The sequence below is a fragment of the Bradyrhizobium sp. WSM4873 genome, assembly GCF_055811355.1.
In genome coordinates this window covers 1-12,703 of record NZ_JBVVPS010000068.1, presented here as the reverse complement: position 1 = coordinate 12,703, position 12,703 = coordinate 1, and the positions used below count along the sequence as shown (strand labels likewise).

Sequence of the window (12,703 nt, the reverse complement as noted above, 5' to 3'; positions counted from 1 at the left end):
TCAGCACCCCGAGCCTACCGGCTCAAGGTGGGCAACGCCGACCTCTTCAGAAATTCAACAGAACCCGGGACATCCCCGGGTGCGAGGCCCCTCGCAACGGAGGCACCTCACGTTCCTGGATAGCGCATCGGGCGACGCGGTACTCGGGCAGCATTCGTATGTGACGTGCGATCCCTTCTGGGCTTATATGATTGCGGACGGGAAAGCTATTTTGCAACGGAGAGACCATTGTGGGTGATCCGAGGGTTGGCACTTCGCGCTCTGCTAGTGACAGCGCTCTGGGACAGGGCGATCATGGCTCTTGCCCATCGCAATCAAGCGACATACGGCGTGCAGTTCCATCCGGAGTCGATACTCGCATCGCAAGGGGACGCACTATTCGCAAACTACCTGCGGCTTGCAGAGCTTTCTTAAACGCGGCCGTATAGATCGGTGTCACAAATGCGGGCGGCGAGGCATCGGAGCGTTACGTTCAGGCACCGGTCATTGCCCCATCCGGGTTCACCCAATGCGAAGCCGGCGCGCCATTGTATTCGGCGCGGCGGCTTCGTTGCCCGGCCACGCGCGTGCGTTTGATCTTGATGCGGGCGTCAAGAGAGGGAGCGCTCGAGCTCATCGAGATGCGACGGCAAATCCCTGCTTCTGCGAAGCTAGCACCCTGAGGTATCTTTCGGGCAGGCTAACAATCGCATATCTCAATGACCCACCGAGCCCTGCTCACGGAGGCAGTTGCGCGAGGCGTTCACGCGAAACAATGGCAAGTGTTGAGATCATCAGCAGAGGACCACTCGCGCCCGGTAAGGCTAACAAGTGGATCACATTGCAGAAGGCGATCGCTGGGTTGAGGCTTACCTGTAGCCGCGGAGCTGCCGATGTATCGCGTAAACGGTGCCTTCGCGGCTAGGGGCTGCCACTGTCACAGGCGGAGGCCCCGCCCATGAGCGGACTAGTAAGTACGCCGTACTACTCGGGGCAGGACGGGCGGTCTCGGACAAACCGGTTGGCAAGCGCGAGCACTGCGGCTTCGTCGGTCTCGAGCGCGATCTTCTGAGCAAGCATCACGTCGCCGGCTACCAGCGCTTGTTCGAGAACGAAACACCACCCGATCTTAGGCTGCATTTTTCATCAAGCTCCAAAACTATGGTGCCCGCGCGCAAACGCGCTAGTTGCGACACCGCTACGTCTAAACAAAAACATTTGCCGCGCCGCGAGTCTGGCTAGTCCCGATAAGGCACGAACAGAGCAGCGTCTCATCTGCAGTCGGATCAAATGCCCGTACGGGTCTAAGATCACCCGCCGCCGTCCGGTTGACAGCGATAATCCGCGGCCTGTCAGCTTGTTGAAGCGCGGCTCGGCCTGGCCAGGCCCTTCAGGTCGCTTTGGTCAAAACAATGTCGGTTGTCGCCTGTATGGTCCATCACGATCTGAATAGCTATGGAAGAGAACTCCGCAAGCCCTAACCCTGACGCAGAAGAACCTCGCGGGCACCTAGTGTTCCTAGTCGCGGAGAAATTTGCCGTGTTTTCCGTTGGGCGGCCCGCCTGCAATCGGCGAGGCTCCGGCGTGTCGACTTAGAGTGGGTGCGCCACCGAGCCTGGTCAGCTCACAAGGGGCGTCATGCGGATCGTGACGGGGCGACTTGCTAGCATTGGTGTGGTGATTTCACTCTGCTGTTGGCAGGCGACGGACGAAACAGAACTCGCGGCAGGTCCCGCGGCCTCACTCGGATAGCGCGCTGGTGGGGAGAGGAAGCCCGGGCCAATACTGTCCGTCCTTGGTCGGCCGAGGTCCGAATATCGCCTGACCAACTCTTATGACATCGGCACCTTCCTCGATTGCTATCTCGAAGTCGCTTGTCATCCCCATTGAAAGGAGATCAAGTCGCGTCGATGTTCTATCGCGGAGTGCGTCTCGAAGCCCCCGCAGCAACTTGAAACATTCGCGAACCTTGTCCGCCTCTCCGCTCAGGACGGCGAGAGTCATCAAGCCGCGAGGGACAAGGGCTGGATAGTCGGACAGCCGAAGAACAAAATCCTCTACCTCGTGGGGCGGCAAACCGTATTTGCTCACCTCACCCGAGGTGTTGACTTGGACGAACACGTCGAGATGCCGGCCTTCGGCGCTCAGGCGGGCCTGGAGCGCTTCGGCCAATCTCAAGGTATCCAACGCATGAAACTCGTTCGCGAACTTGACCATCGATTTCACTTTGTTCGTCTGGAGGTGACCGATGACACTCCAGTTCAACGACAGGTCGGCCAAATCGCGGACCTTGCTCTCCGCCTCTTGGACCTTGTTCTCGCCGAACTCGCAAAGGCCGAGTTCGGATGCGATACGGATAATCGCGGCGGGTACGGTCTTGCTGACAGGCAAAACACGAACTTCTGAACGCCTGCGGCGAGCCCGCATACAAGCCCGATTTATGCGCTGCTCAAGCTCATCAAGATTGGCGCGCAATAACGAGCGCGGATCGTCCGTGAATCGGACGCTATTCATTTGCGACATCGCGAATTCCTCGCTTCCACGTCCATAGTGTTTGACATGGCAAAGGCCAATGATTTCGGTAGCACATAAAGCAGAGTCGAGTCCGGCTAGTTCGTCAGAACCTCTCCCATCGACGCATAATCGAGGCCGTATCCCCCATAGGGACGATCCTAATCCCAGACAAGATGCTCCGGATCTCGCGATCCGCCATCGCCCAACTCGCCGCTCTGGCTCAGGGAGGACAGCACGGAAACTTCTGTGCTGCTCGGGAGAGACAACTCACGCCGCTCCATTCACGAGTAAGGTTCATATTCGTTCAAATCGGGGCAGTTCTGGTCTGACGATGAGCGCCTCACCATCAACGATGCAGAAACGTGCGCTTGCCGGCAGGAACACCCACTACAATGGCGTCGAGAGCGGCCTTTATCGGTGCAGCCGTCACACGCGGACGGCAATCGAGTATCTATCCGAGAGCCGCACTTTTTTCGGACGCAACATTTTCAGAAGCGGCCAGCCCGAGGGCAAAAAGGTCAGCAGCGCGCCGATCGCCGCTCCATACTGCACCGCATCGGCCTGCGCCATCACGCTCGTGCTGCGAATTGTTGGCAGGACCTGGATGCGATCACCGAGTTTCGATAGGTTTCTCCGTGGAAAGCAGTTCGGGGATGTAGGCCGACAAAACGTGACCCGCTAGATCCGCCAAGGATTTGGGCCAGCGGCGGTGCTTGACTTATAGTTCCGCCCTTTAGAGATCGAGCGTGTAGTCAGTCCGCTTTTGCGACGTCACCTGACCCGTGGCGGGCGTGTCCAGGGTCATCGCGATGTCGACTTCGCGCGTCGAGAGTGAATAGAGGCGCGGGAGATAACAAGCTTGGTCTCAATGTGGAGTGGTGGATCCGAAGGCCGCGACTGTCATCTGACTGCTGCGCGCAAGTTGGAGATGGTCGACGGTGCCGAAGATGCTGGGAGCTGAGACGGCTTGCTTCTCGAGCGAACTAGCCGCGAATTCCGCAGAAGCACCGGGCGCGCACGCCATTTACTACGGTAGCCTTTGGCGACGCCGGGCTCAATCGGACCGGCCCACGTCCACACTGAGTCCGTTCAGGGACAAAACGGCGATGAGTCCGGCGCTGAGCGGCTTGAACTTTGCGCACCCAGCCCTTCATCGCTAAATCCATGTCCGACCCACATCCAGATGCTAAGGTTTGCGCTGCGTCGGCGGAACAAGGGTCGCGGAGTGCCCGATACGCTCAAATTCCGGAGGCGCAACACCCGATTGTTGCGATTGATTGAGCAAGAGATTCCTGCGCTTGTTGCCTGAGTGGACTGACCAGGCCACTGATTGAGAGTTATCTGCGCACTGAGCATTATCAATTACTTGCTGGTCGCAGGCCGTGTTTTTTCAGGCGGTAAATGGAGATTCGTCGCACGTTCACGATACTTCATTGAGCTGCGTATCGTGGGAGTGGCTGAAGCTAAAGAGCATAGCGTCGGGTGGGCATGGGCGACCTCAGCCCGCTGGCCGGGGCAAGCCGAGCGAATCGCGCAAGGTCGAGCCGTCGTACTCAGTGCGGAACAGACCTCGATGTTGCAGCTCCGGCACGAGGCCGTGGACCAGCTCCTCCAAGCCGCCTGGAAGATATGGGACCTGCAACATGAAGCCGTCGCAAGCACCCGCCTCGAACCACTCCTGCATGCGATCAGCCACCGTGCTGGGAGTGCTGGCGAAGCCGCTGGTGGTTCTCCCCGCGCCGTAGCGCTGTCCTAGCTCAGCAAGGCTCAAGCCTGAGCGCCGCGTCAGTTCGGAGGCCTCGCGATAGTGCCCTTCGACGCCGGGAACGTCGAGATTCTCAGGCAACGCCGAGATGATAGGACAAAGTCGAGAGACCGGACTGCGGATGCGACAATTCGTGGAGCTGGTCGTTTAGCGCCTTGGCCTGCTTCTCCGTGTCGCCAATGACCGGGACGATGCCGGGCAACACCTTGACCGTATCAGGGTCGCGGCCGAAACGGACCGCCCGGGCGCGCAAGTCGTTGCGAAATTCGACGGCGACATCGATGAGGCCCGGCGTCACGAAGATGATCTGGGCCCATCGCGCAGCGAAATCGCGGCCACGATCCGAAGCGCCGGCTTGGATGAAGACCGGACGTCCCTGCGGGGGCCGGCTGACATTGAGCGGGCCGCGCACATTGAACCATTTGCCGGAATGATCGATCCGGTGCACCCGCGCAGCGTCGGCGAACAGCGGCGTCTGGCGATCCCGGACCAGCGCACCATCCTCCCACGAATTCCACAGCTTGCTCACGACCTCGAGAAATTCGACGGCGTTCGTAGTGCCCCTCGCGCGAGAGCTGCTCGGTCAAATCAAAATTGCGCGCTTCCGCCTCCTGGAACTAGGTGACGATATTCCAGGCGGCGCGGCCACCGCTGAGATGATCGAGCGTCGCGAGCGCGCGCCAGCACATAGGGTTGGGCGTAGGATGTCAAATGGTCGCGCCGAGACGAGGTGCTTGATTGCACCCGTGATAATCGAGAGCACCACCAGCGGGTCGAGCCGCAGCGGGCCCAGCGCGCCATAGCGAAGCTGGCTATGCAGGCTGCCGCCCAGCGCGTCCGGGGTCGCGAGTATGTCCGCAATGAACAGAAGATCGAACCGCCCCTGCTCCAGCAGCCAGCCGATATTCTGGTAGTAAGCCGCTGACAGCAGGTCGCCACCCGCCTTCGGATGCCGCCAACCGGCATGGCTGCCGGAAACCGGCCCCGCGGAGACAAAGGCGGCAAGATGCAGTTTCTTGTCAGGCATGGGGCAGCTCACTTTCCATGAGATCTCGACGGGGCCGCCGCGCTTCAGCGTGTTATAGATCGGGCAGTTGGCAGTGAATCTGTCAATCGGCGCTTTAATTGCGGTTTGTTGTCAAGCTACCATTCTTCCTCTCTCCAGTGACACGCCGGTAGCGATTGCTCCGTCGGAGCTGGTCAGGTTGCAGAGACGGAGCGATCGCGGATGGCGAGACGATTGCCTAGCGGGCTTGGCAATCGACGTCGTTCGCGGCTTCGTCGGGTTGGGTTGATGTCGTAGCTGGGGTCTTGGTCCTTTCCGAGGTCGCGAGCGCCTCATGATGATGTCCGGATCGGGGCGCCTCAACGTTTGCAGCGGAGTGCGGGCGAACCGCCACCAGCCGATTGACCGAGGTCACCACGACCATCGTCCCAGCGGGACATCGCCAGTCCGGCGGACCGGACCAGGAACTTGCGAGCAAATATCAGATTGGCTTCGGCTGGCCCCAGTCGAACGACGTGCCATCGACCCAGATGCAGTGGAGAATTACGGCGATCTTTCGGGCGATGGCGACCTTTGCCTTCTTCATACCGATCCGCTTGGCGAGCTTCATGCCCCACGCCTTTAGGGAACACCACTTTTGGGTTCGATAAAGAAGGACAGTGGCGGCCTCGAACAAGTAAGTTCGGAGAAGCCGGTCGCCCCATCGAGATATCTTTCCGTTGGTGTCGGTTTCGCCGGATTGGCTGCGCCTCGGCGTAAGGCCGAGATAGGCGCCGACCGTCGAAGCCGATCGGAAGCGCGAGGGGTCATCGATCGTGTGGCGGAACGTTAGGGCCGTCACGACACCGACCCCCGGGACCGTCATCAGGCGACGCGTCGTGTCGTCCAGCTTTGCCAACCGGCGGACCTCGTTGTCGAACTTACCTTGTTGTTGACAAACGTTCTCATGGATCGAGAGCAGCGGCGATATCACGCTGAGAAGCAAATGATCGACGCCCAAGAGTTCGCTGACCTGGTTGCGGAATTTGTTGGCCGATCGCGCGAGGGAACAGAAATCCACATTCCTTGATCAAACTGCGAACCTGGTTCTCGATGTCTCGAGCAGGAAGCACCGCCGCAACGGACAGTGATCGCCGTCACGAGAGGATGGTCCCACGGACCTTGAAGGGGCGCACGGCGAAGCCCAAGGGTGAGCAGGACTCGCGGCGCGGTGCGCCGTTCTTGCCAAGAACTGCTCGCGCGGTAAGCGCGATCGTGCCGCTCACGGTGGCAGACCTGGATGTGGCGATGTGCGTGGCGACAGTAACCCGGCCGCGATCCGCAATTCGATCCAATCCGACCAGGCCGACCGCGTGGCGACAATGTGCACGAATCCCGGCACCGAACCCTTTTCGTTGTCGAGAGGGTATCGCGCAATCCGCGGCGAATAAGTGTCTTTTGGCGCTCTTTCGGGCATGGCTGATCTGTCTCTTCGAGGCGATCTATGCAGTTTGTGCCATGCCGCTGCCGTGCCCGCGCGGCCCTCTGACGATGGCGCCCCTCCGAATGATGGTCGGCGGGATCCTTTTGAGGGCGTGGGTTTGTGCGGGGAACGGCGCGACGGCCCGCTACAAATACATTTCACTTCGCGTATCCCCGTTTATTTTGTGCGAGTTGGCACAGTCTGGCGAGATACCGGCGAACCTGTGAAGCTTGATCTCTTCTTCAGGCAGCATGGAAGCACTCCTAGACATACAGCCTGAGCCGCTCGCCGAGCGTATCGTTCTTCGGGTACATCGCGATGACCGCCATCATGGTCGCGCCGCTGGTGGCGTGATCGTTGGCGGTTGGGCCACCCTCTCAGGGAGAAGGACAGCGACATGACAGATCGCGAATTGCTGCGGGACGTGACGGCCATACAAAAAGGGAGGCCGCCTGCGTTGCCACAAGCGGCCCAAGTCTAGGGAGGAACGCCCAAGGAGGGCAACGATAGCAGGGAGCTACCGCATACCCTTAGCTAGACGATCGCGATCAGCGGCTCAATTGAACGTAAGGGGTGATGGAACGATACAAAGGTTTATGGTCCTGTCGGGCCTACTTGCTCTGCTGCTTGAGCACCCACAGCCGGTAGGCTCCATATCGCGCACCAGCCTTTGTGTGCGAGATGGTACGAAAGGAAGTTCGAAATCAGAAACCCCAAATACTCCAAATACCCTCAAAGGTCGCGGTCGCGCGGCCCTGCGGAGGTTGACACGCCCAGAGGGACCCGGACGACCCGACTGTGCGGAGGGTGGCCGCGACGGTCCGCGCAGCGTGTTATCACCTCGACTCACGATCACTATGTCCGCCCGGGGCAAAGCAGACATCCCGCCGCAAGGCCGCGATTTCCGATTTCGTTCGTTGACCCGATGCGGAAGTGGGGCCGACGCTTGAGCCTTTGTGATGCGTCGTCCTCACCTGAGCGTGCACGCGCAGGGTCAACGTGCAACCGAAAACCCATCGCGTGCAAAACGCTCAAGACGGTGCTGAATTCGGATGCGCCTTGCCGCCTGCGAACGCGCGGTAAAGGCTTGTTCGTGTGATTCCCAGAACGTCGCGCGAGCTCCGAAATGTCGTGCAGACGGACAGCATCCTCAATCGCACGACACCTATCGGCGATGTCGCCAGTCTCGAATGCGGCATTGAGGCATTCCGCAACTTCTCGGCGGTTCAGTCTGGATCTGATGCGCGCTTTGTATCTTTCTCAGACATGGCTTTAAACAAAAGGCCGGGCAAAATGCCCGGCCCACTGTCCTGACAAAGCGTCTAGATGAATTCAGTATCTCGCGGCGACAGGAACTGTTCCCAAGCCGCCGAAGCGATAGTTAAAGCGCACCGTGACCAAGTCCACGTCCTGCTTGACGCCGTTCCCTAAGAGGGTGACGCCACCGGGCGTGACCACGCCTGCGAAGGAGGAGTTGTCACGCCCCATCCAGAGATGGTCATATTCAACACCGACCGACCAGTTCGGTGCGAAACCATATTCCCAGCCCACGCCAAGGGCGCCGCCCCAGCGCGTGTGACTTGCCGAGGCGAGGCCGACCCCGGTGATGTTGTTGAACACGTCAAAGCGATTGTGAGTGACGGCCGCGCCGCCCTTCACGTAGAGCAGCGATGCGTTCCATGCCCAACCGAGTTGGGCCGTGAAGAGGCCAACGCCATCGGTTTTCCCTGTGGTTGAAATCAGCGGATCGATCAGGCTGACGCGCGTGTTCTTGATGTCAGCCCAATCGCCCTGTGCTTCCAGTCCGAACACAAACTGATTGGTTTGCCAGCGATACCCGATCTGTCCGCCAACAAGGCCGCCGGAGCGATCCGCGCAACCGCCTGCGACTGTCCCTGCGAGCGTAACGAAATCCACACAGCTGTGGGTTTGGCCCCAGCCGCCGTTGGCGCCGATGTAGAAACCGGTCCAGTCATAGATCGGAGCGACCACCGGCGGCGGCGCCTTAGTGTATGGGCGAGCCGCCAAATCAGCCGCCGACGCAGGGGCGGATAGAGCTACGGCCATCATCCCGGCTGCGACAATCAGAAGCTTTTTCATTACGAGAAATCTCCCCAGAAGAAGTTCAAAAAAGGCACGAAGCCCACCTAGGGAATCAATGCTATCCCGTTCGCCTGCAGGTTGATGTAGCCAAGCCGCAACACCCGGCTCAGATGTTTCGTTGCAATCCTTATTTCTAATGAGAATTGCCGGGAACCAAATGCCCGCCAACGTGCATTAAATCGCGAGCGGGGGCTCTGGTCGACCGTTGGACTGCAGCATGGGAGCCCTCGCGCGAACCGGCGTCACAAACTTGTGGCATGACCATTGCATAATTCAGGACAACTGGGATTTCAGCGCTCAGTTAGAGAATAAGCGCTGCCGGGACGCTTATTTCGAGCCCGGCGACGCTTCACTTCCTTTCCCTTGCGCCACCGCTACGGCGCATATTGTTTCGACAGAGGGGGTATTGGCGCATGGCATACGACACGGCAACGGTACATTTGCTCCGCGACGTTCTAGACGAGGTTCTTTCCAGTCCGTCATTCACTCGTCAGCAGCAGCGATCTGCTCTGGAAGTTGCCGAGCGCGTTCTCTTGCTCGCTTCCCAAGGCGAGCGTGAACCGATCAGGATCAAGCGACACCTGCTAAATGAGTTTTTGGCATCCGCTGCCGGCGAAGCCAACCGGGTCGCCCCTTCGCCTGATCGACGGTGAGCCTGCATGGCGACCAAGTGCCGCTGGCAATGCCCTGCGGGTTCGATCGTGTCTACCATGTCACCACTGCCGCTCATCGGAGCATTCCCTGCCCATTGGCATGTCGCCTTGTGTTGTGCACAAAGCGGACTTGCTGAAGGCCAGCCCGAATGTCCGCTTCTGTGAAGGGTTTCGGATGCCGGCCGCATGATTGACGGCGCGGCACATTCGGGCGGCCGGCGTCCGAAAGCCTCCAAGGGAGGAAACCGCGCATGGTGGGCAGGACTGGTGCGGCAGGCTCTATGGGGATTTGGGCGCTGCAGGCGAGCTGGGTGATGGAGTTTGAGGCGATGCAGCGAGCTGCGTGACGGTGGCGCGGTCGGTGATTGGGCGGTGGGCGTTGTCGAACGCGATCAATGCTCGACGGATGGGCGACGACCGATGAGCGTTCGGGTGCGCTCTGCCGTGGCCGGTCGATGAGCGGCGGGCATGACGAGCAGGTTTGCGGAATGGCCGATGCGCGGTCATGAGGTGTCGATCCTGATGGCGCTGATTGGCGCGGTCGATTGACGGTGCGGCATTGCACCTCGCTCAAAAACCTCGATGACGATCATGCGGCCGCCGCAGCATGGACACGGCGGCTTGCCGCTGTCGACGATGGTCTCGGTCGGTTCATCCTCACGATCGCTGACGGCGAGCAGTTCGCGCGCGCGTGCGACATTGTCGGCGCAGACGCCCCGTGCCAGCAGGCCGTAATGGCGGATGCGGTGAAGGCCTTTTGGCAGCACGTGGATGAGGAAGCGGCGGATGAACTCGTCTGTCGCAAGCGTCATCCGCTTTTGACGGTCACGGCTCTCGACGCGGTAATCCTTCCATCTGAAGGTGACGCTGTGCCGGTCGAAGGCGATCAGGCGGCTGTTGGCGATGGCCACGCGGTGGGTATAGCGCGACAGATAGGCCAGCACGGCGTCGGGACCGCCGAACGGACGCTTGGCGTAGACGACCCAATCCGTCTTGCGCGACTCTGCGAGCAAAGCGGCGAATGACTGCGCCGCGGCGAGATGAGCGTCGTTGCCGAAGAAGCTCAGGCGCCCGGCCTGGTGGAGGGCGGCGAGGCGCTCCAGGAACAGCCGCCGGAACAGGCGTGAGAGCACGCGCACCGGCAGGAAGAACCCCGGCCGGCAGGACACCCAGCGCTGTCCGTCGGGCGAGATGCCGCCGCCCGGCACGATCATGTGCACATGCGGGTGGTGGGTCATGGCCGAGCCCCAGGTGTGCAGCACGGACGTGATGCCGATCCTGGCGCCCAGATGCTTCGGGTCTGCGGCGATCGTCAGCATCGTCTCGGCCGAGACCTTGAACAGCAGATCGTAGATGGCAGCCCTGTTGTGGTAGGCGATGTCGGCCATCCGAGCCGGCAGCGTGAACACGACGTGATAATATGGCACCGGCAGCAGCTCGGCTTGGCGGTCGGCGAGCCACTGCTTCGCCGCGGCGCCCTGGCACTTCGGGCAGTGCCGGTTGCGGCAGGAATTGTAGGCGATGGACGTGTAGGCGCAGTCCTCGCAGCGGGCGACATGGCCGCCGAGGGCTGCCGTGCGGCAGCTCTCGATCGCCGACATCACCTTCAACTGGTCGAGGCTGACATGGCCGGCATGGGCCTGACGCCATGCCGGACCATGGCCGCGGAAGATATCCGCAACCTCCAGAGCCGGACGAGACACGCCGGCCCGCGTCAGCCGGGCGGCCGGGCCTCCTTCAGCTTGATCGCGATGTGCTCCAGCGGGCTCATGACCTCGCTGATCGTCTTGGTGGCGACCCGGGTGTAGAGCGCCGTGGTGTCGAGCTTGGCGTGACCGAGCAGCACCTGGATGACGCGGACATCGATGTTCTGCTCCAAGAGGTGGGTGGCGAAGCTGTGCCGCAAGGTGTGCAGCGAGACGCGCTTGTTGATCTCCGCCATCTGCGCGGCGGCGTGACAGGCGCGATTGAGCTGGCGCGTGGTCATCGGCTGCGCCGGATCGCGGCCCGGGAATAGCCAGCCCTGCGGTCGCGCCACCTTCCACCAGGCGCGTAGCAGCTCAAGCAGGCTGGGCGACAGCATGACGTTGCGGTCCTTGCCGCCTTTGCCCTGTTCGACGCGGATGATCATCCGCTTGCTGTCGATGTCGGAGACCTTGAGCGAGACCACCTCGGCGGCGCGCAGACCGGCGCCATAGGCCACGCTCAACGCCGCCTTGTACTTGAGCCCCGGTGCGGCATCGAGCAGCCGCGCCACCTCCTCGACGCTCAGCACCACCGGCAGCTTGCGCGGCTCGTGAATGACGTGGGTGTGCTCGACGATCTCGTGGCGCTTGAGCGTGACCCGGAAGAAGAACCGCAATGTCGAGACGGTCTGGTTGATGGTCGGCACGCCAACGCCGCTCGATGCCAGATGCAGCTGGTAGCGCCGTACGTCTTCAAAACTCGCCGTATCGGGTGATCGCCCGAGGAACGCAGCGAAGTTCTTGACCCTTTGCACGTAGTCATGTTGGGTCTTCGGCGCGAACTTGCGGATCGTCATGTCTTCGATCATGCGCCGGCGCAGCGGGCTCACTGCCTCGTCGGTCATGGGGATGCTCCTGTCTTGGGTGAAGGTTGCGAACCCCTCATCTCAAGACAGGACGCCTCGTTGCGCTATCCTCTCAGCCGTGCTGCCGGCCGTCGCGCCCTACCGCGCGAGCGGTTTAGTCCTGTGGGCGGAACTCCGACATCGCAGGTCTCACGGTGAGACCTTGGCCGCGTCGTCGCCTCCGTTGTGCCCGCCATGCCAACCACAGCAATCTGTAGCGGCTTGCCTGTCCATCGTGGACGGTGACCTTGCCCCTCGGGCTTAATCCAGTTTGAAGTTCGTTCTGGCCCAAGACGAGGACCAGAGCATGAAGCGCAAGCGATTTACGGAAGAACAGATCATCGGGATTTTGAAGGAGCACGAAGCCGGGGTTCCGGTCGCCGATCTCTGCCACAAGCATGGTGTCAGCGACGCCAGCATCTACAAATGGAAGGCCCGGTTCGGCGGGATGGACGTCTCGGAGGCCAAGCGACTGCGATCGCTGGAGGACGAGAACACGAAGCTAAAGCGGCTTCTGGCAAGACGCCATGTTGGACAATGCGGCGCTGAAGGATCTCGTGGGAAAGAATGTATGACCCGCCCCGCCCGTGCAAGGTCGTTTAATGAGGACGATGCAGTCTGCACAAATGTA

The 12,703-nt window shown here is 60.9% G+C and carries 10 protein-coding genes and 2 pseudogenes; 2 read left to right on the top strand and 10 right to left on the bottom strand.

Features of this window, described 5'->3' with window-relative positions; translation table 11 throughout:
• Positions 1–294: 294 nt before the first annotated feature.
• Positions 295–414 carry a glutamine amidotransferase-related protein gene (locus AC0L21_RS37190; protein ID WP_310473295.1) on the top strand — a complete coding sequence of 40 codons (120 nt, stop codon included), beginning with the start codon at positions 295–297 and terminating at the stop codon, positions 412–414.
• Between the two features lie 549 nt (positions 415–963).
• Here AC0L21_RS37190 and AC0L21_RS37185 read toward each other — a convergent pair.
• From AC0L21_RS37185 to AC0L21_RS37140, 10 genes and pseudogenes are all read right to left on the bottom strand, one after another.
• Positions 964–1,119, bottom strand: a complete 156-nt coding sequence (locus AC0L21_RS37185) for a hypothetical protein (protein WP_259219376.1) — start codon at positions 1,117–1,119, stop codon at positions 964–966.
• Between the two features lie 600 nt (positions 1,120–1,719).
• Positions 1,720–2,502, bottom strand: a complete 783-nt coding sequence (locus AC0L21_RS37180) for a YggS family pyridoxal phosphate-dependent enzyme (RefSeq protein ID WP_473266895.1) — start codon at positions 2,500–2,502, stop codon at positions 1,720–1,722.
• Between the two features lie 417 nt (positions 2,503–2,919).
• Entirely contained in the window at positions 2,920–3,063 is a 144-nt protein-coding gene (locus tag AC0L21_RS37175) for a hypothetical protein (protein ID WP_219685556.1), read from the bottom strand.
• Between the two features lie 928 nt (positions 3,064–3,991).
• Complete coding sequence (locus tag AC0L21_RS37170) at positions 3,992–4,339, bottom strand: LLM class oxidoreductase (RefSeq protein ID WP_259219218.1); 348 nt, start codon at positions 4,337–4,339, stop codon at positions 3,992–3,994.
• Positions 4,332–4,787 carry an LLM class flavin-dependent oxidoreductase gene (locus tag AC0L21_RS37165; protein ID WP_259219217.1) on the bottom strand — a complete coding sequence of 152 codons (456 nt, stop codon included), beginning with the start codon at positions 4,785–4,787 and terminating at the stop codon, positions 4,332–4,334. The genes AC0L21_RS37170 and AC0L21_RS37165 overlap by 8 nt, the downstream gene beginning before the upstream one ends.
• Before the next feature lie 54 nt (positions 4,788–4,841).
• Positions 4,842–5,285 carry a hypothetical protein gene (locus AC0L21_RS37160; protein WP_473266892.1) on the bottom strand — a complete coding sequence of 148 codons (444 nt, stop codon included), beginning with the start codon at positions 5,283–5,285 and terminating at the stop codon, positions 4,842–4,844.
• Positions 5,286–5,745: 460 nt separating this feature from the next.
• A pseudogene (locus AC0L21_RS37155) lies at positions 5,746–6,138 on the bottom strand (transposase); the annotation flags it as partial.
• 1,920 nt (positions 6,139–8,058) lie between these two features.
• Positions 8,059–8,826, bottom strand: a complete 768-nt coding sequence (locus AC0L21_RS37150) for an outer membrane protein (protein ID WP_473266889.1) — start codon at positions 8,824–8,826, stop codon at positions 8,059–8,061.
• Positions 8,827–9,985: 1,159 nt separating this feature from the next.
• Positions 9,986–11,185, bottom strand: a complete 1,200-nt coding sequence (locus tag AC0L21_RS37145; protein WP_473266887.1) for an IS91 family transposase — start codon at positions 11,183–11,185, stop codon at positions 9,986–9,988.
• Positions 11,186–11,196: 11 nt separating this feature from the next.
• Positions 11,197–12,072 (bottom strand): tyrosine-type recombinase/integrase, encoded by an 876-nt coding sequence (locus tag AC0L21_RS37140; protein ID WP_409187625.1) that lies wholly within the window; start codon positions 12,070–12,072, stop codon positions 11,197–11,199.
• Positions 12,073–12,379: 307 nt separating this feature from the next.
• On the opposite strand from AC0L21_RS37140, the pseudogene AC0L21_RS37135 reads away from it, so the two are divergent.
• A pseudogene (locus tag AC0L21_RS37135) lies at positions 12,380–12,644 on the top strand (transposase); the annotation flags it as partial.
• Positions 12,645–12,703 lie beyond the last annotated feature (59 nt).